Annotated in this window: 20 protein-coding genes, 1 tRNA gene and 3 pseudogenes; 10 read left to right on the forward strand and 14 right to left on the reverse strand. The window is 65.1% G+C overall.

Annotated features, from left to right (window positions below; translation table 11 throughout):
• Nucleotides 1-93 precede the first annotated feature (93 nt).
• The 4 genes and pseudogenes from MHEC_RS02665 (at nt 94) to MHEC_RS02680 (ending at nt 3747) form a co-directional block, all read left to right on the forward strand.
• Nucleotides 94-618 (forward strand): nuclear transport factor 2 family protein, encoded by a 525-nt coding sequence (locus MHEC_RS02665; RefSeq protein WP_048893530.1) that lies wholly within the window; start codon nt 94-96, stop codon nt 616-618.
• A gap of 48 nt (nt 619-666) precedes the next feature.
• A pseudogene (locus MHEC_RS02670) lies at nt 667-1950 on the forward strand (flavin-containing monooxygenase); the annotation flags it as partial.
• Nucleotides 1951-2092: 142 nt separating this feature from the next.
• Nucleotides 2093-2884 carry an SDR family NAD(P)-dependent oxidoreductase gene (locus MHEC_RS02675; RefSeq protein ID WP_048893528.1) on the forward strand — a complete coding sequence of 264 codons (792 nt, stop codon included), beginning with the start codon at nt 2093-2095 and terminating at the stop codon, nt 2882-2884.
• A complete protein-coding gene (locus MHEC_RS02680) occupies nt 2881-3747 on the forward strand; it encodes an alpha/beta fold hydrolase (RefSeq protein WP_048893527.1) in 867 nt (288 codons plus the stop codon). Before MHEC_RS02675 ends, MHEC_RS02680 begins: the two co-directional genes overlap by 4 nt.
• Here the strand turns inward: MHEC_RS02680 and MHEC_RS02685 are convergent.
• Entirely contained in the window at nt 3744-5279 is a 1536-nt protein-coding gene (locus MHEC_RS02685) for an LCP family protein (RefSeq protein ID WP_048893526.1), read from the reverse strand. The two genes, MHEC_RS02680 and MHEC_RS02685, sit on opposite strands and share 4 nt — an antisense overlap.
• A 150-nt stretch (nt 5280-5429) precedes the next feature.
• Between MHEC_RS02685 and MHEC_RS02690 the strand changes: the two genes are divergently transcribed.
• From MHEC_RS02690 to MHEC_RS02700, 3 genes are all read left to right on the forward strand, one after another.
• On the forward strand, nt 5430-6239 hold the full coding sequence (locus MHEC_RS02690) for a DUF1906 domain-containing protein (RefSeq protein WP_048893525.1): 810 nt from the start codon (nt 5430-5432) through the stop codon (nt 6237-6239).
• A gap of 44 nt (nt 6240-6283) precedes the next feature.
• Nucleotides 6284-6994, forward strand: a complete 711-nt coding sequence (locus MHEC_RS02695; protein WP_082170019.1) for a glycoside hydrolase — start codon at nt 6284-6286, stop codon at nt 6992-6994.
• Between the two features lie 162 nt (nt 6995-7156).
• Nucleotides 7157-8413 carry a hypothetical protein gene (locus MHEC_RS02700; protein WP_048893523.1) on the forward strand — a complete coding sequence of 419 codons (1257 nt, stop codon included), beginning with the start codon at nt 7157-7159 and terminating at the stop codon, nt 8411-8413.
• A 33-nt stretch (nt 8414-8446) separates the two neighbouring features.
• Here MHEC_RS02700 and MHEC_RS02705 read toward each other — a convergent pair.
• Nucleotides 8447-8518, reverse strand: a tRNA-Thr gene (locus tag MHEC_RS02705).
• A 52-nt stretch (nt 8519-8570) separates the two neighbouring features.
• A complete protein-coding gene (locus MHEC_RS02710; RefSeq protein ID WP_048893522.1) occupies nt 8571-9266 on the reverse strand; it encodes a hypothetical protein in 696 nt (231 codons plus the stop codon).
• A gap of 127 nt (nt 9267-9393) precedes the next feature.
• Between MHEC_RS02710 and MHEC_RS02715 the strand changes: the two genes are divergently transcribed.
• Nucleotides 9394-10113: a response regulator transcription factor gene (locus MHEC_RS02715; RefSeq protein WP_048893521.1), complete on the forward strand. Its 720-nt coding sequence runs from the start codon at nt 9394-9396 to the stop codon at nt 10111-10113.
• Nucleotides 10114-10166: 53 nt separating this feature from the next.
• Complete coding sequence (locus tag MHEC_RS02720) at nt 10167-11609, forward strand: sensor histidine kinase (RefSeq protein ID WP_048893520.1); 1443 nt, start codon at nt 10167-10169, stop codon at nt 11607-11609.
• 2 nt (nt 11610-11611) lie between these two features.
• Here the strand turns inward: MHEC_RS02720 and MHEC_RS02725 are convergent, their stop codons facing one another.
• The 4 genes and pseudogenes from MHEC_RS02725 to MHEC_RS02740 all read right to left on the reverse strand — a co-directional run.
• Nucleotides 11612-12016 (reverse strand): HIT family protein, encoded by a 405-nt coding sequence (locus MHEC_RS02725; protein WP_048893519.1) that lies wholly within the window; start codon nt 12014-12016, stop codon nt 11612-11614.
• Nucleotides 12017-12080: 64 nt separating this feature from the next.
• A pseudogene (locus MHEC_RS02730) lies at nt 12081-13046 on the reverse strand (phytoene desaturase family protein); the annotation flags it as partial.
• A 22-nt stretch (nt 13047-13068) separates the two neighbouring features.
• Nucleotides 13069-14292: an IS110 family RNA-guided transposase gene (locus MHEC_RS02735; protein WP_048893892.1), complete on the reverse strand. Its 1224-nt coding sequence runs from the start codon at nt 14290-14292 to the stop codon at nt 13069-13071.
• Nucleotides 14293-14561: 269 nt separating this feature from the next.
• Nucleotides 14562-15161 (reverse strand): annotated as a pseudogene (locus tag MHEC_RS02740) (phytoene desaturase family protein); the annotation flags it as partial.
• Nucleotides 15162-15271: 110 nt separating this feature from the next.
• Here MHEC_RS02740 and MHEC_RS02745 point away from each other — a divergent pair.
• On the forward strand, nt 15272-15871 hold the full coding sequence (locus MHEC_RS02745; RefSeq protein WP_048889688.1) for a TetR/AcrR family transcriptional regulator: 600 nt from the start codon (nt 15272-15274) through the stop codon (nt 15869-15871).
• A 3-nt stretch (nt 15872-15874) separates the two neighbouring features.
• On the opposite strand, the gene MHEC_RS02750 is transcribed toward MHEC_RS02745, so the two are convergent.
• The 7 genes from MHEC_RS02750 to MHEC_RS02780 form a co-directional block, all read right to left on the reverse strand.
• Nucleotides 15875-16747 carry an SDR family NAD(P)-dependent oxidoreductase gene (locus tag MHEC_RS02750; protein WP_235434719.1) on the reverse strand — a complete coding sequence of 291 codons (873 nt, stop codon included), beginning with the start codon at nt 16745-16747 and terminating at the stop codon, nt 15875-15877.
• The gene (locus MHEC_RS02755; RefSeq protein WP_372507389.1) at nt 16744-17154 is read right to left on the reverse strand and encodes a nuclear transport factor 2 family protein; all 411 of its coding nucleotides are present in this window, start codon (nt 17152-17154) and stop codon (nt 16744-16746) included. The genes MHEC_RS02750 and MHEC_RS02755 overlap by 4 nt, the downstream gene beginning before the upstream one ends.
• Nucleotides 17155-17188: 34 nt before the next feature.
• Entirely contained in the window at nt 17189-19243 is a 2055-nt protein-coding gene (locus MHEC_RS02760; RefSeq protein WP_071700333.1) for an oxidoreductase, read from the reverse strand.
• Nucleotides 19240-20289 carry an NAD(P)H-dependent amine dehydrogenase family protein gene (locus MHEC_RS02765; protein ID WP_235434727.1) on the reverse strand — a complete coding sequence of 350 codons (1050 nt, stop codon included), beginning with the start codon at nt 20287-20289 and terminating at the stop codon, nt 19240-19242. The genes MHEC_RS02760 and MHEC_RS02765 overlap by 4 nt, the downstream gene beginning before the upstream one ends.
• Nucleotides 20290-20349: 60 nt before the next feature.
• Entirely contained in the window at nt 20350-21477 is a 1128-nt protein-coding gene (locus MHEC_RS02770; protein ID WP_048889691.1) for an NDMA-dependent alcohol dehydrogenase, read from the reverse strand.
• A gap of 221 nt (nt 21478-21698) precedes the next feature.
• Complete coding sequence (locus MHEC_RS02775) at nt 21699-22952, reverse strand: cytochrome P450 (RefSeq protein ID WP_048889692.1); 1254 nt, start codon at nt 22950-22952, stop codon at nt 21699-21701.
• Entirely contained in the window at nt 22946-23491 is a 546-nt protein-coding gene (locus tag MHEC_RS02780) for a Cif family virulence factor (protein ID WP_048889693.1), read from the reverse strand. The genes MHEC_RS02775 and MHEC_RS02780 overlap by 7 nt, the downstream gene beginning before the upstream one ends.

Genomic DNA, 23491 nt, shown 5'->3' on the forward strand with positions numbered 1-23491 from the left:
GTCTCCTGCCGGTGATGATGGCACCGTCGGCGATCCCGGTGAGTGGAAAAGTTGTGAGCGCTTCCACGCGGCACTCCACAGTATCGTTGCCGCATGAGCCGATCCACGAACCAACTCACCTTGACGCCAGCCGAGCAGCTGCTCGCGATCGAGGAGATCAAGAAGGTTTTCGCCGGTCGTCTGCGCTGCATGGACACCAAGGACTGGGATCACTACGGCGACTTCCACACCGAGGACATCGTGAGCGACACGTGGCGCGGACTGCCCGACGACAAGCAGCCCGTCACCGACGGCAAGAACGTCGTCGTCGGGCGGCAACGACTGACGGCGACAATCCGCGCGTTGCTCGATGGCCCGGTGCGAATCACCAGCGTCCACCACGGACATACGCCTGAAATTGCGCTCACCTCGGACACCACCGCCCGCGGCGTTTGGGCGATGGAGGATCGGTTGTGGTGGACCAACGGCAACCGCGAGGAGACCTTGCACGGCTACGGCCACTACCACGAGGAATATCGGAAGGTCGACGGTCGATGGCTCATCAGCGCGCGAAGACTGACCCGACTACGCGTGGAGAGCACACCGGGATTCGATTCGTTCTTGGGTGACCGGCTCTGAGGGCGAGCGTCCGATGACCGGGAAGGCTAGTTCCTGCGCATGGACGACATGGCCTACTGTCCCGTCGTGACCCTTGATGCTGTCGTTGTCGGCGCCGGATTTGCCGGGCTGTATGCCTTGCACAAACTGCGCTCCCAGGGGTTGTCGGTGCGGGTGTTCGAAGCCGCTCCTGACGTCGGTGGCACCTGGTACTTCAACCGGTATCCCGGTTGTCGCTGCGATGTGGAAAGTGTCGACTACTGCTACTCGTTCTCCGATGAGCTGCAGCAGGAGTGGAACTGGACCGAGAAGTACGCCACCCAGGCCGAGATCCTGCGCTACATCAACTGGGTCGCCGACAAGCTCGACCTGCGCAGGGACATCACTTTCAACACCCGGGTCGTCTCGGCGGTCCTGGACGAGGAAACGCTGCACTGGACGGTGACCACCGACAGCGGCGAGGTCGTCACCGCTCGGTTCTGCCTGATGGCCACCGGCTCGCTGTCGGCTGCGCTGATGCCCAATTTCCCCGGATTGGACTGCTTTGCCGGCGAGGTGTACCACACCGCGCATTGGCCGCATGAACCTGTCGATTTCGTGGGGAAGCGCGTCGCGGTGATCGGCACCGGTTCCTCGGGCATCCAATCAATTCCAGTCATTGCCGAACAGGCCGCGCGACTCTACGTTTTTCAGCGCACGCCCAACTTCAGCGTTCCAGCCGGCAACAAGCCGCTGACCGCCGACGACATAGCTGAGATCAAAGCGAATTACATTGAACGGCGGAACCTTTCATGGCGCAGCGGCGGCGGCTCGCCGCATTTTCCACACCCCAAAAGAACGATGGACGCATCGCCCGAGGAGCGTCGGGCAGCCTTCGAGAAGCGTTGGCAGCTAGGGGGTGTCTTGTTCTCCAAGACCTTCCCAGATCAGATGATTGACCCGGCCGCCAACGAGGAGGCACGCAAGTTTTACGAGGAGAAAGTCCGCGCGGTCATCCATGACCCTGAGGTCGCCGACCTGCTGATTCCGAACGATCACCCCATCGGAACAAAGCGTATCTGCACTGACACCAACTACTTTCAGACCTTCAACAAACCGCACGTCAAGCTCGTCAGCGTGCGGAATACGCCGATCGAGTCGATTGACGCGACCGGAATCAACACCACCGATGCGCATTACGACGTCGACACGATCGTCTTGGCTACCGGTTTCGACGCAATGACGGGCGCGCTAGCCAAGCTCGACATCGTCGGCCGCGGCGGGCAGCTGCTACGTGAGGACTGGAAGGAAGGTCCGCGCACGTATCTGGGCCTCGGCGTGGACGGATTCCCCAACCTGTTCATCGTCTCGGGCGACATCTGCGCCGAGGTGGCCGGGGCCGGCTACAAGGGTTTCCAGCTAATCAAGGCATCCTGATGTCCAACCCGGCCGGAGGCTGGACCGGGGGGCCAACCGTCAAATACGTTATGTGCCGGTAACCCGGACGGGAGAGCAGATGAAGCGACTTGAGGGCAACCGCATCCTGGTGACCGGTGCCGCGTCAGGCATCGGCCAGGCCACCGCGCTGCGGCTGCTGGACGAGGGTGCGGCGGTGGTAGCCGCCGACATCGCGGTGGACGGTTTGGACAAGACCCGCGGCCGGGCCCGCGAAGCGGGGTCGGGCGATCGCATCACCACCCTGGAGATGAACGTTGGCGATGAGACGTCGGTGGCCGACGGTGTGCGGGCGGCCGTCGATGCACTGGGCGGCCTGGACTCTCTGGTCAACGCGGCCGGCGTGCTGCGGGCCGCACACACTCACCAGACCACCACACAGCTGTGGAACCAGATCATCAATGTCAACCTGACGGGAACCTTCCTTGTTGTGCGCGAGTCGCTTCCGGCGCTGCTGAAGCACCCGCGCAGCACCATCGTCAACTTCAGTTCCACATCGGCCGCATTCGCGCACCCCTACATGGCGGCCTACGCCGCGAGCAAGGGCGGCATCCAGTCCTTTACCCATGCGATCGCCCTCGAATACGCGAGCCAGGGACTGCGCGCCGTGTGCGTCGCACCCGGCAGTATCAAGTCTGGAATCACCGACGCCACAGCAGGATACATTCCCGCCGATGCCGACTGGTCGTTGTTCGCCCGGCTTTCACCGATCCTGCCCACCACACTGGAAGCCAGCGGAGCGGGGATGGCCGATCCTGCCGCAGTGGCCGGGGTGGTGGCGATGCTGGTGTCCGAAGACGGCGCGTTTATCACCGGCACCGAAATCCGCATCGACGGCGGTACTCACGCATGACGCAAGATATCAGCTACGAGAATACCTTTCGCGAAATCGAGACCGATGCAGGTGTGCTGCGCTATCACGAGGCCGGCGACGGGCCGCCGCTGGTGATGCTGCACGGCTCGGGTCCCGGTGTGACGGGGTGGCGCAACTTCCGCGGCGTGCTCGGCACGTTCGCCGAGCAATACCGTTGCCTGGTACTGGAATTCCCAGGCTTCGGTGTCAGCGACGACTTCGGCGGGCATCCCATGCTCACCGCGTTCGATGCGGTGGTGCGATTCGTCGACACGCTCGGTTTGGCTGCTGTCGATATCATTGGCAACTCCATGGGCGGCGCGGTCGCGATCAACTATGCAATCGCGCACCCCGAACGGGTGCGGCGGCTGGTGACCATCGGCGGCATCGGCCGCAATATCTTCAGTCCCGGTCCACCCGAAGGCATCCGGCTGCTGCAGGAGTTCACCGAGGATCCCACCCGGGAACGGCTGATCCGCTGGTTGCATTCGATGGTCTACGACCCGGCAGTGGTCACCGAGGACCTGATCGAGGAGCGCTGGCGGCACGCCACCGACCCCAAGACGTTGGCGGCCGCGCGCCGGATGTATGCCAAGGAGGCCTTCGCGCAGATGACCAAGGCGATGGACGCGTCCGAAGCGCCCCAACCGTGGGCGGTGATGCATCGGGTCAAGGCGCCGACGTTGATCACCTGGGGCCGCGATGACCGGGTGAGCCCACTGGACATGGCCCTCATCCCGATGCGCACCATTCCCAACGCAGAACTACATGTGTTCCCCAACTGCGGGCACTGGACGATGATCGAAGCCAAAGACGCGTTCGTCAGCGTGGTCTTGGCCTTCCTAGCCCGCACGGCGGCTTAGTTGACGCAGGGCACGCCACCGCCGTCGATAGGTGCCCCTCGGTCGGGCGTGGGCTCGGTGGAAGTGGCGGTGCCTGACTTATGGTACGAGCCGGAAACCGTTGAGGTGGTGGTAGTTTCGTTGAGAGACGACGAGAGCGGTGGGGTGTAGTCGTCTCCCACCACAACGCGGATCCGGTTGGGGCGCAAGGCGCTATCAGGATGATCTGAGGCATCGATGCCCAGCAGGGCGGCTATGTCGCTGGCGTCGGTGGCAGCGCCCGTGCCGTAGTCGATTGCCGTTACGGTGGGTTCACCGCGCATCCGGTCACGTACCTCACCAGGGGTATAGCCATGTTCGCGCAAGGTGCGTGACACCTTGCCGGCGATTCCGGCGACGCTGCTGGCGTTGACGACGTCGACCACCGTGGCAGGGTTGCGCGTGCTGGTCGTGGCGGTGGTGGACTCGCGGGTGCCGAACGCCGCCGCCACCTCGCGCTTGATCGCGGCGGGGTCGACGATGTTGACGTCTTGGCCGTCGATGTTTTCGTAGCGCACCACGGGCAGCGTTCGGTATTCGACGTTGCCGCCGGCAAGCGCGGCCATCCGGCGGAACTGATTCTCGTCCCAGCCCGCGGACAGCACCACGTCTTTGCGGGCCACCGCGATCAGGCTCTTGAGCTTGCTGAGGTCTGTGAAGGTGCCCGAATCCTGCAGTTGGCGCACAACCGCGGACAGGAATGCCTGCTGGCGATGTGTGCGGTCGAGGTCACCGTTTTCCAGGCCATGACGCTGCCGGACGAACGACAGTGCCTGCTCGGCGTTGAGAGTCTGGCGGCCGGCCGGGAAGTCCGCGCCGGAATACTCGTCGTAGACGGCGTGCTTGAGGCAGACCTGCACGCCGCCCAGGCTCTGGGTGAGGTCGTAGAAGCCGGCCAGGTTGACCTCGGCGAAGTAGTCGATCGGAACTCCGGTCAGGTTGCGCACCACCCGTAGGGTCGCCGCCCGGCCGGCTTCGCGGCCCTTGGTCTCCAGTTCCTTCTGGTCGCCAACCCCTTTGTCGATGAGCTTCTGCTCGACGTATTGCTTGGTCAGCCCGTACGCCTCTTTGATCTTGATGTGGTGGTATCCCGGCACCCCGCGAAACGGCACCCAGTCGTCGCGGGGGATGGAGAAGGCAACCACCCGGTCGTCGGCGCCGACGTGAACCAATATCAGGGTGTTGGTGTTGTATCCGCCGGCATCGGAATCTCCGGCGTGCAAGTGCTTCAGGATCGCCCACGGTAAATCGTTGCCGTTCTGGTCTTTCCGCGAGTCCAGTCCGATCAGCAGGATGTTCATCGACCCGCCGCTGGAGTGGGGGTCGTCGGAACGCAGCGCCTGAGAAACGGTGATGCCGCCCAGTGCGCCGTGGGCCACCCACCAACCCGCGCCGGTCAGCAGCAGGGCTGCCACCGACACCAGCGCCGCGCAGCCGCGGGCGAGCCTCCGGCCCACGTGCGAGCGCACCGGGGTCGCACGATGGCGGGGCTTACCGCTTGATCGGGTGGCCATCACAACTTCGACTCTGCCATGGATGTGCTGCCCGCGCCGAGGCCGATGTTTGCGGTGGCCAACCCCGGCGCATATCGTCGCATAGGCTGCAGCTTGCTATCACTGACGAGCGGTGGCCGAGTCAGGGTCTGATTTTGTTACCATCGCGCGGTGCACCATTCGGCCGCACCATCCGGTCGCGGCGGACCGCGATCGATTTCCCGACGCGAAGTTCTGACATATGCCTCCGCCGCACCGGTTTTGCTCAGCCTAGGGACGCTGGCCGCGACATCCGGCGGGCAGAAGGCCTCAGCGGCCGGCGGTAGGCTGATCGATTTCACCGAGCGCTTGGTGGCGGCCGAGCACATCAAATCGGCGGGCTACGACGGGGCAGTGGTCTATGTCGCTGAGTCGCGGCCGGGTGCAAATTTCGATTTCAAGCCCGTCACCCGCGAGTACGCCGACGCGCTGCGCGCGGCCGGGCTTCACGTCGTCAGCAACTACCAGTACGGCAAGCCCGGCTGGCCTGACCCATCAGATTTCACCCGCGGATATGACGGCGGTGTGGCCGATGCCCGCACAGCCCAGTGGTTCCACGCCGCGGCGGGGGGAGCTGATTCGGCCCCGATATTCTTCAGTATCGACGAGGATATCGATCAGAAAACCTGGAAAAGTGTTGCGCTAGAGTGGTTTCGGGGAATCAACTCGGTACTCGGTGTGGACCGGACCGGCATCTATGGGCATGCCGCAGCCTGTCGGTGGGCGACCGAAGACGGCGTCATCGGGCGCTCCTCCACGGCTGGGCACCGGTGGGCGTGGCAGACCAGCGCATGGTCTCATGGGGAGCGCGAGCCCAGGGCGGTGCTGTATCAGGCGGTGGTCAACACCCCGTCGAGTCCGGGGCCGTTGCTGGCGGGCACTCACGTCGACGTGGACGAGATTCTGGCAACCGATTTCGGGCAGTGGGATTTGAGCCGTTGATCAGGTTTTGCGGGTCGCGCAACCGAACGACGTGCTGACGAAAATTGCTACACCACAGCGGACATGACAGTAAGGTGCTGCTCGTGAGCAGAGCCCTGTTCGCCAACGGTCGAGGGCGCTGGCTGGCATTCGCCGCCTCGATCGCCGTCTCCGCCGCCATATTTCACGCCCAAGCCACCCGACACGCCTGCTGCGCTCAGATCCCGGCAGCAGGCCCCCCGGCACAACAATCCGGGCCGACCGGTGCGGCGCAGGTCCAAGCCGTTCCCGCCGCCGCGCCCCGGCTTGCCAGCCGTGCCGAGGCGGAATCGCTGGCGGCAAGCGCGCCCACCACCGCCCAGCAATTCCAGTTCGCATTGCCACCCGGCGTCGCACCGGAGGTGGGGCTGCAGGTGCACACCGTCCGGGCGGCCCGTGCCATCAGCGTGCTGTTTCCCGAGATCACCACCATCGGCGGATTCCGGCAGGATCCACTGAAATGGCATCCGAGCGGGTTGGCCATCGATGTGATGATCCCGAACTATCACAGCCCCGAGGGGATCGAGCTCGGCAACCAGATCGCCGGGCTTGCCCTGGCGAATGCGAAACGATGGGGAGTGGTGCACGTGATCTGGCGGCAGGCCTTCTACCCGGGCATCGGCGCGCCCAGTTGGACCGCGGACTACGGCTCAGAAACTGCCAACCACTACGATCACGTTCATATCGCCACAGACGGCGGCGGATACCCGACCGGGCGCGAAACCTACTACATCTAAGACCGGTACGACCCAGCGTGCCCACGATGGCCCACCAGGGCGGCAGCGGAGCCGGGGCGGAAAGCGCGACACGGTTTCGGCTGACGGCAAAGCGTCGGACGGCCAACCGCACTACTCTCGGTGGTCGTAGCCCCGCCAGTGCGGTTCCCGAAAGGTCGCCAGATGAAAGCTCTCGGGATCGTTGCCGCCGTTGCCGTGGCTTTCGCACCGGTTTCGGTACTGGTGGCCACGACCGATGTGGCAGAGGCGGCTCCATGCGTCGGTGCCGGGGCCAACCCCAATTTCTGCGACGAGTGCCTGTTCTGGGTCTCGGAGTATCGTCTTCCGTCGCCACGGTCCTGCTATGAAGAACCGTCGCCCCGCCCGGCTCGAGCGCCCTCAAGCACTGCCACGGTGCCGATGCCACCGGTTCCGCCGGAGCTCCCACCGCCGAGCATGACGGCGGCGCAAACGCCGGAAGTGATTTCGCCCGGTCCCCCGCCGCCGAGCACGGTTGGGGTGCAGGGCCCGAAGATCAACCCGCCGGCTTCGGGGGCGCCAAGAAATGCCCCGCTGGTGACACCGCCGAAGGGGCTGGAGGCGTCACCGCAGGCGGTCGCGGCTGCCAAGGCAGCGCCGGCGACGCGGATCAATTTCGGCACGATTCACCCGATGCTGCAGGTGGTGGACTTCAAGCAGCAGGTGCGGAACGTGATCAACGCCCACAACGGCAACGTCGACGTCATCAAGGCCGGCAATGAGACGCTGGCGCGCCCCCGGCACTGGGACTTCATCGACTACGACGCCTACCACCGCCCCAGCCTGTACAACCCGCTCGACCAGGCGATGACCTTCCGCTACTCCTACCAGGGCGCCTACCGGGAGGCTTACGTGCCGGCCGGTGGCCGGATTGTGCTCGACGTCGCCACAGTTGGGCTTTTCCCGTTCACCGCGGTCGGTGAGAGCTATCTGGCGTCGGGCAGCTTTTACGGCGGGGCCTGGATACCGCCGGACGGCTGGGACGGCCCGCCACCGCCGGACTACACCCCGCCGCCGCCCCCGGAGGTTTACCACGACGTCTTGGCTGACGTTTCCGCCCGCGACCAGATCGTCAAAATCGGCCAGGTGCAGCTGGTGGGCCGCGACGATAGCCAGCCCGCGGACAGCCGGGACACCTTCTTGCTCGACGACTCCACGTTGGCCTGGGGTCAGATCAACGATCCCAGCAGCAGTGCCCAGATCAAGGTGACCAAGACTCAGCCGCTGCCGGGCGCAGGCCCAACCGACGACGGCGGCTTCTTGGTGGCACTGGCCGGTTACGAAGAGCCCACCCGACCCAGCGAACCGTGGTGGCCCTCGGTGCTGAGCTACGGGGGATTGGCTCTAGCGGTGGGCCTTGTCGCCTGGCTGCTCAGTCGTGCGTACGCGGCGCAAACCTGACGCTTGCCCGCCGGCCCCATGGGCACGAGACGGAGCCTCCTGTCAGGATCGAACTGACGACCGCTCGCTTACAAGGCGAGTGCTCTACCACTGAGCTAAGGAGGCCGGGTGGCGACAGTCAGCGTAGCCGCTCACCGATGCCTCTTGGCGACACGCTTTAACGCACGGTGCGCGGCGGCGAACGGCGCGGCGGCCGGCGCCCGGGCAGCGGGATGCGCTCGGCGATGTTAGACAGCGGGTTGACCACCATGGTCAGCGAGATCACGGCTTCCTGCAGCGTGGCGATCGCCGGTTCCAGCGCCTCCATCCCCGGGGCCAGGCGGCTGAGGGTATCGGCGACGTCAGCGAGCTGCTCGAGTGGCCCATGCTTGGCGGTCAGCTTGTCGACCACGCCTCCCTCGGCAAGCAGCCGGTCGATCAGCCCGTCCTCAGCCAACAGCCGTTCGATCGGCCCGTCGTCGGCGAGCAGCTGATCGACCAGCCCACCTGGTTTCAGCGCACGCTCCAGCCCGCCGTCCTCGGCGGTCAGACGGTCAAGCAAACCGCCGGGCGCCGTCAGCCGGTCGACCACCCCGCCCGGGCGCAGCAGCCGCTCCAGCGGCCCGTCGGGCGCTAAGGCGCGGCCCAACGGGGCATCCTCGTCCAACAACCGGGCCAGCCGGTTCGCCCGCACGATCGCGTCGTCGATCCCAAGCATGTGGGTCACCGAACCGGCCGGCCCGCCGGCCTGCCCCACTACTCGTTTCGCCAGGCCAACTGCCGAGGTCGCTACGTCGAGCCCGGCGTCGGCCGCCGCCAACCCGACTCGTACCGGTGCGGTGGCGATTGCGACCAGGCTTTTGCCGAGGTTCATTCCCCGAGTGTATGCGGGCTGTGCGTGCTGCGACGCCGACGGCAAAATAACGCCTGCTACCAAACTCACAGGAAGTACACAGTTGCTATGGAGGTTACGCTCAATTACGTGCGAGGCAATTGATGGTATGGCATCGGGAGCCACACAGGAAACCGCACCGGAAGCGCGCGTCCTCGTCGTCGACGACGAGGACAATATCGTCGAACTTCTGTCGGTGAGCCTGAAATTCCAAGGCTTCGAGGTTTATACGGCAACCAATGGACCGGCGGCGCTGGACCGCGCCCGGGAAGTCCGCCCGGACGCGGTGATCCTCGATGTGATGATGCCGGGGATGGACGGCTTCGGGGTGCTGCGACGGATGCGCGCTGACGGAATCGACGCTCCGGCACTGTTTTTGACCGCGCGTGACTCGCTTCAAGACAAGATCGCGGGCCTGACCCTCGGTGGTGACGACTACGTCACCAAGCCGTTCAGTCTGGAGGAAGTCGTGGCCCGGCTGCGAGTCATCTTGCGACGGGCCGGCAAGGGCAAAACCCAACCGCGAACTTCCCGTCTGAAGTTCGCCGACATCGAACTCGACGAGGACACCCATGAGGTGTGGAAGGCCGGCGAGCCGGTGTCGCTGTCTCCCACGGAGTTCACCCTGCTGCGTTATTTCGTGATCAACGCCGGCACGGTGCTGAGCAAACCGAAAATTCTCGACCACGTCTGGCGTTACGACTTCGGCGGTGACGTCAACGTCGTCGAGTCCTACGTTTCGTATCTGCGCCGCAAGATCGACACCGGCGAGAAGCGGTTGCTGCACACACTGCGCGGAGTGGGATATGTGCTGCGGGAGCCCCGCTAGCCATGAACCCGGTTCCGCGGCCAACGAGCACCCGGTAGGCGAAGAATACGGGGATGGCGCGATACCACCGACGAGGGCTGCCGCTGCGGGTCGGCCTGGTGGCCGCCACCTTGGTGCTGGTGGCGTGCGGGCTTGCCGCCTCGGGGGTTGCGGTCACCTCGATCCTGCGGCACAGCCTGCTTAACCGGGCCGACCAGACTTTGCTCGACGCGTCTCGAAGCTGGGTTCAGGCCCCGCGACGGATCTCGCAGTTGCCTTACGAAGGCCCGAACGCCGACCGCCCGCCGTCGAAGTTCTACGTCCGCGTCATCGCACGGGACGGCCGCAGCTGGCAGGCCATCAACGACTCCCACGCCGAGCCGGCGCTGCCCGCCGACAACGATGTCGGGTCTGAGCCGGTCACCGTGGGCTCGGTCAACGGGTCCAATGTGCAGTGGCGGGCGGTGTCGGTGCGCGGACCGCAAGGCCGCCTGATCACGGTCGCGTTCGACCTCTCCGACGTCCAGCACACCCTGCGCTCCCTGATCTGGCTGCAGGTCGGTATCGGGGCGGCGGTGCTGCTGGTCCTCGGCGTCGCCGGCTACGCGGTCGTGCACCGCAGCCTGCGGCCGCTGGTCGAAGTCGAACGAACCGCCGCGGCCATCGCCGCCGGACAGCTCGATCGCCGTGTCCCCGAGCGTGATCCGCGGACCGAAGTGGGACGACTTTCGCTGGCGCTCAACGGAATGCTCGCGCAAATTCAGCAGGCGTTGGCCGCCTCCGAGTCCTCGGCGGAAAAGGCCCGCACTTCCGAAGACCGGATGCGGCGCTTCATCACCGACGCCAGCCACGAGCTGCGCACCCCGCTGACCACGATCCGGGGGTTCGCGGAGTTATACCGCCAGGGCGCCGCCCGCGACGTGGAGATGCTGATGTCGCGGATCGAAAGCGAGTCGCGCCGAATGGGCCTGCTGGTTGACGACCTGCTGCTGCTGGCCCGGTTGGACGCGCAACGCCCGCTCGAACGCCACCGAGTGGACCTGCTCGCCCTCGCTACCGACGCGGTGCACGACGCGCAGTCGATCGCCCCCAAGCGCACGATCACCATGGAAGTGCTCGACGGCCCGGGTACGCCCGAGGTGCTCGGTGACGAGGCCCGCCTGCGCCAGGTGCTGAGCAATCTGGTGTCCAACGCGCTGCAGCACACCCCGGAAACCGCCGACATCACCGTGCGGGTCGGCACCGACGGCGACAGCGCCGTGCTGGAGGTCGCCGACAAGGGCCCGGGCATGAGCCAGCATGACGCGCTGCGCGTGTTCGAGCGGTTCTACCGCACCGACTCGTCGCGGACCCGAAGCAGCGGCGGCACCGGGCTGGGGCTATCGATCGTTGACTCCCTGGTCTATGCCCACGGCGGCAAGGTGACCGTGGCCACGGCGCCGGGGGAGGGCTGCTGCTTTCATGTCAGCCTGCCCCGGATCACCGACGTGCCTGCCCATGTGACGGAATCAGTTTAGCGTCAAGTCAATTCGGCCAGAGCAGTCTTGATCTTGGCCTGCGCCTCGTCGAGTGATTGCGGCGACGGGTGGCGATCGACGTTGGCGAAGCCGAAGTCGCGGAGATGACGGGTGGGAAATACGTGGACATGGAGGTGCGGCACCTCCAGGCCGGCGATGATCAACCCGGCGCGCTGTGTTTGAAATGCCCGGCACACCGCTTTACCGATGAGCTGCGCCACACCCATGACACGGCTGAACACCGCGTGGTCGACGTCTTGCCACTGGTCGATCTCGGCGCGGGGTACCACCAGCGTGTGTCCCTGGGTCATCGGCTCGATGGACAGGAACGCGACGATCTCGTCGTCTTCGTACACGAACCGGCCCGGCAATTCCCGGTTGATGATCTTGGTGAAGACAGTGGCCATGCGCCCGAGCATGGTGGTCTGCGGTGTGGCCCGTCAAGCGGACCGGCCGTCGGGCGATCCGCGGTCATCGCGAGATGTCGTCGAGCGCCTGGTAGGCCGCGTTGTAGCCGGGCGTGAAGGTGATGCCCGGTCCCCCATGGCATCCCGCACCGCCGAGATAGAGGCCTTCGATTGGAACGGGCAGGTCGGTAAACCCTTTCGGGCCAGGCCGGTTGGGCCCCATCAGATCCGGATGCAGCAAGCCGTGGCAGAAGTCCCCGGACGGAGCCGCGAACATGGTCTGCATGTGGTACGGCGCAAAGGTGATGTGGCGTATCAGGATGTCACGGAAGTTGGGGGCATACCGGGTGATCTTGTCGATCACCCTCTCCGCCATCACCTTCTTGAGCTTGCCGCGCAGCTCGCGGCTGGTTTCAACCGGAAACGCGTAGGCGAAGGCGCTGGCCGCGTGCTTGCCGGGCGGCGCCATGCCGGGATCGTGTACCGACGGGATCTGCATTCCCATCGACGGATTGTCGGGAACGATGCCGCGCCTGCAGTCTTCCCATTGGCGTTGCTGTTCTTCGGGTGAACCGAAAATGCCGATCGATGCCTGCATGCCCGGTTCGTTGAGGAATTCGTAGGGTGGGGCGAACTGCGGCAGCCCGTCGAGTGCGAAGTGGATCTGTACGAATGACGCCCGGTGGTCGCGGCCGCCGACACGGGCGACAAGGTTGGCCGGCAGGTGCTCGGCGCCGACCAGGTCGATGAGGGTAAGGTCCGGTGCCAGGTTGGACACGACGAGCGGCGCGCTGATTTGCGAGCCGTCGCGCAGGCGCACGCCGGTGACACGACCGCTTTCGACGAGAATCTTCTCCACCCTGCTGCGGTAGCGGATTTCGCCTCCGTGTGCGACGAACAGGTCGTGCAGATGCTGGCTGAGTGCGCCGATGCCACAGCGCAGTTTCGTCATCATCACCGCGCTGTCGTCGGGCACGGACAGCGCGAAGGCCAGGCAGGTGGCGCTGCCCGGCGTGTAGGGACCGCGATAGACATCCCAGGGTCGTAAGTTGTCAAGCGGCTTGGGTGTCGTGGGTGGTTTGGCGGTGTGCCCAGGCCTTGTGTTCGTTGTAGATGGTGCGGTGTCGTAGGCAGCCGTGGAGGATGCCGACGAGGCGGTTGCCCAGGGCGCGTAGTGCTTGGTGGTGCAGGTCTCCTGCGGCGCGGCGATGGTCGTAGTAGGAGCGTGCGCCGGGGCTGGTTGATAGGGCGCAGAACGCCCATTGGTCGATCGCGTCATACAGGCGGCGGTTGCGAACGTGGCGGGCCAGCACGGCGCGTTTCTTGCCTGAGGCTACGGTCAAGGGTGACGTTCCGGCGTAGTTCTTGCGAGACTTGGCGTCGGTGTAGCGGTTCGGGTCATCCCCGAACTCACCGAGCACCCGGGCGCCGAGCACAACACCGAGTCCTGGCAGGGAGAGGTAGATGTCGGCGTCCGGGTGTTTCTCAAAATGTGCGGCCAGTTCGGTTTCGAGCTCGGCGATCTGGCAGTTGAGTTCGACGATGATGCCCACCGCGGCGCGGGTGGTCGCTCCGAAGGCTGCGGTGACCGCGGCGGGGGCGGTGAGCTGTTCGGTGCGCAGCAGGGCTGCGATCTGTTGGGCGCGGGTGTCGAGGTTACGTTGGCGCCCAGCGGCTTTGAGGGCCGAACGGATTTTTGACAGGCTCAGATGTGCGGCTTCAGCGGGAGTTGGAGCGCGGCCCAAAATGGCAAGGGCATCACGGTCTGACAGGTCGTCGAATGCCTCCAGTGCCGCCGGGTAATACTCACGCAAAGCGCTGCGCAGCGCGTTGGTCTGTCGAATACGGGCCCAGATCAGGTTTTGGTGTCCGCGTGCCAATACCTTGACCGCTTCGGCAATGGGGGTGTCACCCGCGACCATGCGGTGATTGTGCCGATCGGTGCGCACCAGATCGGCCAGCAGCTTGGCGTCGCCGGCATCAGATTTCGCCCCGGAGACGTGGTGGCGGTCGCGGTAGCGGGCCACTGCGAGCGGGTTGACCGCATACACCTGGTAGCCGGCCGCGGTCAGCGCCTCGACCCATAAGCCGCGGTCGGTTTCGATGCCGACCACGACGTGGCCGGGTTCTTCAGCGTGGGTGGCCACCAGCTCGTGAAACCCGCGGATACCGGCCAGTCCTTCGGGCAGTCGCCGCGAGGCCAGCCGAGCGCCGTCGGTGTTCATCAGGTAAATGTCGTGGTGGTCTTCGGCCCAGTCGTCTCCAATGAAGATCAGTGAAATCGCCTCCTTTGTCCGAAGTCTTGCTGTTTCCCATTGAGCCCAAGGGACACCCGGCGGCGACCTAATGGATTCAGTGCTCGAACGGCACGACACCCCATCAGCGCTACAGGCGACCCTCACCAACCGGCAGGGGCACGATCTATCGCTAGGAATCGACGAACACACTCCCGGGTGAGCCAGTGCTCACCTACCGGCGGCTCGGTGACCAGCCTCCCCGATCCAGGCCATTACCTAGTCAACGGCGCGCTGATCGGTTCCCATTAGGTGGAGTTGATCGCCAGGAAAGCGAGCATCCCCCGCAGCACCGCGTGTTTATCCCTGTCCGGCAGGTAGCGGTCGATGGCGTCCATCGCCGAGCCGAACAGCACTTCGTGGATCGCCCTGCGCTCGGATTCATCTGCGGCGCAGGCATACATCTCGTCTAGGGTCTTGGGCGGCGTCTGCACTTCGAAGCGCCCCAACGCTTTTGCGGGACCTCGGCTCCACGCGATCATCTCCGCCATGCCCGTGACAGCGTCGGCGCCGAGCTTTTCGGCGAGGTGGGTCATCAGCTTCACCGGATCGCGGTAGAAAATCATCGGTTCTTCGCCGTTGTCGCCGAGGTTGACCGACTGCACGTCGGCGTCAACGGTGGGCAGGGTGTCCAGCCCAAGGTCCTTGGTGATCTGCGGCGCAGTCGGAAACTGCACCGAACCGGCAATCTCGTAGCGAAACCCATCGATCAGCTCGACGGTGGCGGCCATGCCACCGGCGTAGGAGTTGGCCTCCAGGCACACGGTGCACAGGCCGGCGCGCTGCAAAATTGCCGCCGCGGTCAAGCCGTTGTGTCCGGCACCGACGACGATCGCGTCATAGTCACTCATCGGTCAGCCCTCGTCGCAGGGATCGGTCACCGCAAGAATATGTCAGTCCTGACATAATTGAAAGATGTCATTACCGACAGGCGCGAATACCCCGTACGATCGAGACAACTATGGCAGCGACCGCCAATCTTCATGAGCTACGCCGCAGAACGACGCGGGAGGCGTTGCGGCGAGCGGCGCTGAAGAGATTTGCCAGTAAAGGCTTTGCCAACGTGACGGTGGCCGAGCTGGCCGAGGAGGCCGGCGTCACCGAGCGCACCTTCTTCCGGCACTTCCCGACCAAGGAAGCCGTGCTGTTCCAGGACTACGAGACCCAGCTGGAGTGGTTGGCCGAAGCGCTGGCGCGACGGCCCACCTCGGAGTCGCTGTTCGACGCGGTATTGGCCGGTGTGGTCAGCTTCCCGCACGACGTCGAGGTAGTCCGCCAGGCCGCGATTGCCCGCGCGGAGTTGATCAGCGCTGAGCGCATCGCCAGCCATCTTCGGGTCGTGCAGTCCTCGTTTGCCGCGGTGCTGACCGACTTCATCAGGAAGCGCTACTCACACGTGCCCGACGTCGATCTGGTCTCGGAGGTGGCCGGGGCTGCGCTGGCGGCTGCACTCGTTGCGGCGGTGGAGTATTGGGGACGGCAAGGCTGCACCGGTGATCTGGGTGAGATCGTCACGACCAGTGTGAATGTGGTTCGCTCCGGCCTGGCGCCGCTGGCGTGACGCTCACACCCGCCGCATCAACTCGCTCAGCTCGATCACCGACCACGGCGGTGAATCGTGGTGGTCGCGATAGCCGATGAGGGCGGGACTGGGCCGCGGGAATCGTCCGACGAATCCGCCTGCGGCAACAAAGATTTCGCCGGTTACGTTTTCGGCGAGATGGCTCGCCAGATAGGCGTACATCGGCGCTACGTACTCCGGTGGCGCGGCATCCAGTGACGCTTGCACGCTGGCGTCGTCGAGCAACCCGCGCCGGTTCAGATCGGCGATGTGGGCCTCATAATCCGGTCCGCTGGACAACCGGGTTTTCGCGCCGGGGCACACCACATTGGCGCGGACTCGATGCTGTTTGAGTTCGGCGGCGATGGCGAGCGTAAGGCTGGTGACCGCACCTTTGCCGGCCGGGTAGCCGGTGCCGCCGTAATCCCCCAAAAACGCGACCGATCCGGTGTTGACGATGCTGCCTCCGCCCTGCTCGACCATTCTCGGCGCGGCCGCGCGACAGGTCGCGACCACGGTACCCAGGTGCGAATCGATCAGTTCGCGAAACTGCTCCGGGCTGATGTCGAGAATCGACGAACCTGCCGGCTCGGCGATTCCGGCGCAGTTCACCAGGATGTGAATGCCGCCGAATTCGCCGATGCATCTGCGAATCAACGATTCTGCGATCGCGGGGTCAGCGGGTGAACCCGGATGGGAGACTGCCGCACACCCGCCCGCCGTGATGGCGGCGGTGGTCTGCTCGGCGGCATGTCGATCGCGGCCGTTCACCACGACACCCGCACCGTGGCGCGCCAACTCGCCGGCGACGGCCGCCCCGATGCCCCGGGAGCCACCGACGACGACGGCTCCGCGGCCTGCCAGCAGGGGGGTCACTCTTGTCTGCCGAATGTCATCGCATCGAGGTTCCAGTAGCCGCGCATGTTGGTGATCAGCCCTGCGTCGTTAACACGGTAGGTGAACACGCCGCGCACCGTGCTGGTGACGCCGTTGTCGAACTTGCTGCGCAGCACCAGGATATGCGCGATCTCGTTGGGCGAGCTGGACGGGAATGTCTCCTCACAGGTGATGGTGAGCTGGTTGGCGGCGATGTTTGCGTCGTAAAACGCCGCGACGCCGTCTTTGCCACGCACCCCGGTGCCGCCCGGGTTGGTGGGCGCGTCGCCGATCGGGTCTTCGATGACGACGTCGTCGGCCATCAGGGCCAGCCAGCCCTCCCGGTCGTGGGCCTGCACACACCGCCACGACGACTGCGACGCGCGGAGCGCTGGTGACTGTTGAATCGTTTCCTGCGACACGGTTTCTCACTTCCTCTCATTAGATGGCACACGCGACGCGGGCGCCGTCCTCGGTGGCTTTGCGGATCAAGCCAACACCGTTACAGTCCCCGGCGGCATACACCTGGGCATCGGGCATGCCGGCCGCCAGCGTGTCGAACAGCGCTGTGTCGGGTTCGGGTGTTCCGGCGATGACAACACTGTCGGCGAGCAGTTGGCGGGTTGCGCCGCCGGCGGGCGTGAACAGCACACCCTCTGCGGTGATCCGTTCGACGCCGGCCTGCACATGAACGGTGACGCCGAGCCGGTCCAGCCGATCCATATGCTCGGCCTTACGCTTGTTGCCCACCTCCGGTGCAAGGTCCTTGCCGGACTCCAGGATCGACACGAACCGGCCACGGCTGGCCAGGAACTCGGCAAGCTCAACTGCGACCAGGTCACCTCCGATGATGGCGACGCGCCGGCCCAGCGGCATCCATGCGCGGGTGGCCAACCGCACCGCGGCGGGTTTGACGAGCCGCTGGCGCCAGCCCGACAGCAGCCCGGCACCAAGCCGTTGCCAAGCCGGAGCTGCCGGATCGGCATGTCCGCCGAGCAACTCTCGCAACCCCGGGCCGGTGCGAACATGGGGAAGTTCGGCGCCGGCGATGGCGGGGATGGCGATGCGGGCTCCGGTGGCGACCACTACGACGTCGGGATCCAGGGCAACGACATCCTCAGCCGAAACAGCTTGGCCCAGATTCACTTCCACGGCACTCCGATTGATCTCAGCGCACAGGTAACGCAGGAACGGTTCGTTCTCCCGATGCAGAACCGACGCCCAGCGCAACGCGCCGCCCAGTTGGGTATTGCGTTCGAACAGCCGGACGTGATGCCCGCGTTCGGCGGCCACCCGAGCGGCTTCCAGGCCGGCCGGGCCGCCGCCGATCACCAGGACCTGCTTCGGATGCGTGGTGCGACCTGCGGCCAGCTCGCTTTCCTTGCCGGTGCGCGGATTGACCGCGCAGTCGACGGCGAAGCGCAGTTCCATGGCGTCGATGCAGTTTTCACACGAGATGCATTTGCGCACCCGGTGCGCCTGCCCGGAAAGCAGTTTGCGCGGCAGGTCAGGGTCGGCCAAAAGCGGTCGGCCCATGGCGATGAAGTCGGCGCGGCCGTCGGCCAGGATTTGTTCGGCAAGTTCCGGATCGTGGATGCGCCCGACGGCGATTACCGGCACGTCGACCACTTCCTTGACCGCAGCCGCGGCACCGACGTTGAGCGCGTCGCCGTCGTCGGCGCCGTTGACCATCCGGGTGACCAGCCGATCGATCACCCCGCCGCTCACATGAAAAGCGTCCACTCCGGCGGCCACCAGATCCGTTGCCACCTGTGCGGTTTCGTATATGGGACGGCCTCCGGCAACCCGCTCATAGCCGGAAATCCGTAAGGTGATAGGCAGCGCGTCACCGATCTCCGAGCGGATCGCGGCCAGCACATCGAGCACGATGCGGATTCGGCCCCGCACCGAGTTGCCCCGGTATTCGTCGGTGCGCCGGTTGCGCTGCGGGGCAAGGAAAGATCCCAGCAACATGTAACCATGGGCGGCGTGCAGCTCGATGCCGTCGTATCCGGCCTCGGCGGCGCGGCGCACCGCCGCCTTGAACAAGTCGAACACCTCGATGAGTTGATCTTTGGTGATCTCCGCCGACGGGCGCCCGGTGAGATACGACGGAATCACCGAGGGGCCCAGCGATGTCACGCCGTGGATCTCTGGTCCCAGGCTATCGGGTCCGGCGTGCACGATCTGCGGCTGGATCTTGGCGCCGTGCTCGTGCACCACCTCCACCAGCGCCCGATGCGCGTCGACAGCCGCGTCAGTGCCCAGGTGCAGACTTCCGGGCGTCTCGAGATGGTGAGGGTCGATTCCGGTGGCGCCCAGGGTGATCAGGCCCACCCCGCCCTTGGCGCGGGCAGCGAAATAGTCGCGGGTGCGCGCCGACGGAAGCCCATCCGGTGTGCCGTACATGGTTTCCATCGGCGACATCACCAACCGGTTGCGCACCGACATGGCGCCGATCCGGCCGGGCTGCAGCAGATGAGGAAACGCGTTCACCGTGGCGGGTCGTCACCGACTGGGCCGGCGAAGCGCCCGGCGAACGCGCGTAGCGGCAGATCGGCGCTGGTGACGATGCCCGGTGGGGCGTCGACCACCGCGCGGATTGCGTTGAGGGCCGGCATTCCGGTCACCGTCATGCCGATGGCCGCGAACGACTCCGGGCTGGAAAAGTCGGTGCCGGGCTTGGGCAGGATGAGGTGCTTGCTATAGATGCAGGGGTCGCCCTGGATCTTGGTGATGTAGCAGCCCTGAATATCCCAGTGCGGCTTGGTGTGCGGCGTCATCTGCCATTCCAGATGCAACTCCACCCTGGGCACTCCGCCGGTGACGCCGATGTACTGAAACGCCGCCCCGCCCACCGAGCCGACGGGCAAGGCGTACCACCCGAGGTCCACGTCCTTGGTGCAGGCGCCAAGCTGGTAGGAGAAAGTGACCTCGTCCAGTGCGATGTCGAGGCAGTTGGCCATCATCCGCACACCGTCCTCGAACACCCGGGTGCCCAGCTCCAGCAGGTGCGGCACCTCGGGATCGTCGACCGGACGCCCGAAGCCACAATTGGCCCACGTCGGAGCCGAGTGGTGGCATGAGACGTCGACAGATTCGATACAGGTGACGTTTTCGATATCGGCCACGTCGGCGCTGTGCACGATGGTGAGGATCTGCGCCAGTCCGGGATTCATCCCGGTCCCGTAGAACGTCGAATTTCCACGTAGGCAGGCGGCTTGGAGCACTTCGGATTCGGTGCGGCCGTCTGATAGCCGGTGATTGGTGTCGCGGTGGCGGCCGGTGACCCAGTCGGCGGTGGTGACGATATTGATGCCGGCCTCCAGCACCGGCACGTACAGACCGAGGTCGGGCCACACCCCGTGGAAGGTCACACAATCCGGTGCGGCTGCGATGATCTCGTCCACCGTTCCCGTGGCCAGGACACCGATCGGCCCGATACCAGCGATTTCACCGGCGTCACGGCCTACCTTGTCCGGTGAATAGCAGTGCAGCCCAACCAGTTTTAGGTCACGATGCCGTGTGATCCGTTTTATCATCTCGCTGCCGACATTGCCGGAAGCGACCTGGAACACCCGTATCGGCCTGGTCACAGGTGGCTACCTGTCGGCGTCGGTGTAGCGGATGATTCCACGAATGTTCTTGCCGTCCAGCATGTCTTGGTAACCCTCGTTGATCTGCTCCAGCCTGTACTGACGGGTGATCATGTCGTCGAGGTTGAGCTTGCCGGCCTTATACATCGACAACAGCTGCGGGATGTCATACTGCGGGTTGCCGCCACCGAAGATGGTGCCCTGCAAGTTCTTCTGCATCAGGGTCAACATCGCGAGGTTCAGTGTCACCTCGGTGTCCAGCAGGCTGCCGATTGCGGTCAGCACGCAGGTGCCGCCTTTCGCGGTGAGGTTCATGTAGTTCTCGATATCGGCGCCGTGCAGCTCACCCACGGTGATGATCACCTTCTTGGCCATCAGGCCGTAGGTCACCTCGGCGATGCCCACCAACGCAGCTTCCACGTCCGGATATACATGGGTGGCACCGAATTTCAGAGCCTGGTCGCGCTTCCACTCCACCGGCTCGACTGCGAAGATATAGCGGGCACCGGCGTTGACCGCTCCCTGCAGGGCCGCCATGCCGACCCCGCCGACGCCCACGATCGCGACGTCATCACCCGGTCTGATGTCGGCGGTGCGGGTTGCCGAGCCGTAGCCCGTGGTCACCCCGCAGCCCACCAGGCACGCAACCTCGAAGGGGATCGACGGATCGATTTTCACCACCGAGGTCTTGTGCACCACCATGTACGGTGAAAAGGTGCCCAGCAGCGTCATCGGGTAGACGTTTTGGCCGCGGGCCCGGATGCGAAACGTGCCATCGGAGACCGCGGCACCGTTGAGCAGCCCGGCCCCGAGGTCGCACAGATTACGCATCCCCGCCTGGCAAGACTGACATTTCCCGCACGACGGGATGAACGACAGCACCACATGGTCGCCCTCGGCGAACTCCTCGACACCCGGCCCGACCTCGGTGACGATGCCCGCGCCCTCGTGGCCGCCGAGCACCGGAAACCCCGCCATCGGGATCCCACCGGTCACCAGATGGTGGTCGGAGTGGCACATGCCCGACGCTTCCATCTGGATCTTGACCTCGTCTTTGCGCGGGTCGCCGATTTCGATTTCCTCGACCGACCACGGTTGATTGAACTCCCAGATCAGCGCGCCCTTTGTCTTCACCGTGAACCTCCTGCCAGGGACTGGCTCCGAGCCTGCGTCGAAGCGACCGATTGGGTGAGCCTACGTGCCGGCTTGCCGGCGGGGAACCGCGGATCTCATCCACCGGGCACGCACTGCGCCGCAGCCTATCGGGCGCGCACCCGCCATGGCGGCCTGCCGGCAAACCGCCGTCGCTGGTCACCGAGCCCAACACGTGCGCCATCGAAGAAGCCGAGCCTCCCTTAGTGTGTGACCGGGCAACCGCTTCGGTAGTTGGTGTGAAACCGCTTGATGCCGTTGATCCAACCGGACCGCAACCTAGCAGGATCACCAAGGCGGCTAATATCCGGCATCTTGTCCGCAATCTTGTTGAAAATGATCTCCAACTCGAGCCGGGCAAGATTGGCGCCAAGGCAGTAGTGGGCACCGGTACCGCCAAAACCCAAGTGTGGATTGGGATCCCGGGTGATGTCGAATCGCTCGGGATTGTCAAACACGTCCTCGTCGAAATTGGCGGAGGCGTAAAGCATCACCACCCGCTGGCCGGCCTTGATCTCGGTGTCACCGATGACGGTGTCGGTCAGCGCGGTTCGTTGCAGGCAAATCAGCGGCGTCGTGTATCTGACGATTTCGTCGACGGCGGTGGCGGGGCGCTGTGCCTTGAACAGCTCCCACTGCTGTGGGTTTTCCAGAAACGCCATCATCCCCAGCGTGGTGGCGTTGCGGGTGGTCTCGTTGCCGGCGACGGCCAGCATGACCACGAAGAAGCCGAATTGCTCCGGGGTGAGCCGCTCGCCGTCGATGGTGGCGCTCAGCAGCCGCGAAACCACGTCGTTGCCCGGCGTCTGACGGCGGGTTTCGGCGAGCTGGTAAGAGTAGCCGAGGATTTCGGCGGCACCGACCCGTGAGTCCACAGTTACGTCGGCGTCGTCATAGCCGGTCATCTGGTTGCTCCACTCGAAGAGTTTGACCCGGTCCTCTTCGGGGACGCCGATGAGTTCGGCGATGGCCTGCATCGGCAGTTCGCTTGCGACCTCGCGGACGAATTCGCCCTGCCCGCCTTCGATGGCCGCCGCCACGATGCGCTCAGCACGCTGCTCGAGGGTGGGGCGCAGCGCGTCGATCGCGCGGGGAGTGAACAGCCGCGACACCAGGCCGCGCAGCTTGGTGTGTTCGGGGGCATCCTTGTTGATCAGCACCGACAACGTCGCTTGGAACTCCTCGGGGCTGATGTTGTCCTCCAGCCGCGGGATCGCGCCCTTGCAGGCCGAGGAGAACACGTCCGAGCGCCGGGAGACGTCGCGGACGTCGCGGTGCTTGGACACCACCCAAAAGCCGTCGTCGTCGAAACCGCCCGCGCTGCGCGGTTGCGGATTCCACCACACCGGTGCACTGCGGCGCAGCAGCGCGTATTCCTCGAACGGGATGCGCTCGGCGTGCAGATCCGGATCGGTGACATCGAATCCGGGTGGCAGCGCGACGACTGGGCTCACCATAACGGGACCGGTGCTTTTCCGAGCGGGTAGTAGCCGGGTATTTTTTCGCCGGCCATGCTGCGTTCGATGCGCTTTTGCATACCGGCCGACAGCTTGCCTGCCTTGATCAGATCCGCGTAGAGCGCTGACACATGCCCGAAGTCGAAAAAGTCGCGCTGCCAGTTCCATTTGCCGCCACCGGCATACCGGAACCAGCTGCCGCCGATGCCGTACACCTCCTGCTCGGTGCCGTCGGCGTCGGTTGCGACCTGCTTCCAGAATCCGACTACTTCACCGAGCTTGTCGTCGATGACGACCCGCTGGTAGGGGTAGCGCCACCCCTGCAGACCTTCCATCTCCTGGCCCAGCGCGATGTCGCGGATCTCGTCGATCCCAATGCACATCACATCTTCCTTGGGGCCGATGTTCCATCCGTAGGTAGCGTCGTCGGTGTAGAAGTCGGCGAGAATGCGCCAGTCACCGGTTCTTTCGGCCTCCCGGTTGGCATCCAGCCAGCGCTGCACGACGTCTTCGAGCTCCCCGCGTGGGAATCCGGCCAT

This window comes from Mycobacterium heckeshornense, from assembly GCF_016592155.1.
GTDB classification, from domain to species: domain Bacteria; phylum Actinomycetota; class Actinomycetes; order Mycobacteriales; family Mycobacteriaceae; genus Mycobacterium; species Mycobacterium heckeshornense.

Excerpts from the sequence above, each read along its gene's own strand:
- MHEC_RS02665 (WP_048893530.1), top strand. The coding sequence starts at position 94 with ATGAGCCGATCCACGAACCAACTCACCTTGACGCCAGCCGAGCAGCTG.
- MHEC_RS02675 (WP_048893528.1), top strand. The coding sequence starts at position 2,093 with ATGAAGCGACTTGAGGGCAACCGCATCCTGGTGACCGGTGCCGCGTCA.
- MHEC_RS02680 (WP_048893527.1), top strand. The coding sequence starts at position 2,881 with ATGACGCAAGATATCAGCTACGAGAATACCTTTCGCGAAATCGAGACC.
- MHEC_RS02685 (WP_048893526.1), bottom strand. The coding sequence starts at position 5,279 with ATGGCCACCCGATCAAGCGGTAAGCCCCGCCATCGTGCGACCCCGGTG.
- MHEC_RS02700 (WP_048893523.1), top strand. The coding sequence starts at position 7,157 with ATGAAAGCTCTCGGGATCGTTGCCGCCGTTGCCGTGGCTTTCGCACCG.
- MHEC_RS02710 (WP_048893522.1), bottom strand. The coding sequence starts at position 9,266 with ATGAACCTCGGCAAAAGCCTGGTCGCAATCGCCACCGCACCGGTACGA.
- MHEC_RS02715 (WP_048893521.1), top strand. The coding sequence starts at position 9,394 with ATGGCATCGGGAGCCACACAGGAAACCGCACCGGAAGCGCGCGTCCTC.
- MHEC_RS02720 (WP_048893520.1), top strand. The coding sequence starts at position 10,167 with ATGGCGCGATACCACCGACGAGGGCTGCCGCTGCGGGTCGGCCTGGTG.
- MHEC_RS02725 (WP_048893519.1), bottom strand. The coding sequence starts at position 12,016 with ATGGCCACTGTCTTCACCAAGATCATCAACCGGGAATTGCCGGGCCGG.
- MHEC_RS02745 (WP_048889688.1), top strand. The coding sequence starts at position 15,272 with ATGGCAGCGACCGCCAATCTTCATGAGCTACGCCGCAGAACGACGCGG.
- MHEC_RS02765 (WP_235434727.1), bottom strand. The coding sequence starts at position 20,289 with ATGATAAAACGGATCACACGGCATCGTGACCTAAAACTGGTTGGGCTG.
- MHEC_RS02775 (WP_048889692.1), bottom strand. The coding sequence starts at position 22,952 with ATGGTGAGCCCAGTCGTCGCGCTGCCACCCGGATTCGATGTCACCGAT.
- MHEC_RS02780 (WP_048889693.1), bottom strand. The coding sequence starts at position 23,491 with ATGGCCGGATTCCCACGCGGGGAGCTCGAAGACGTCGTGCAGCGCTGG.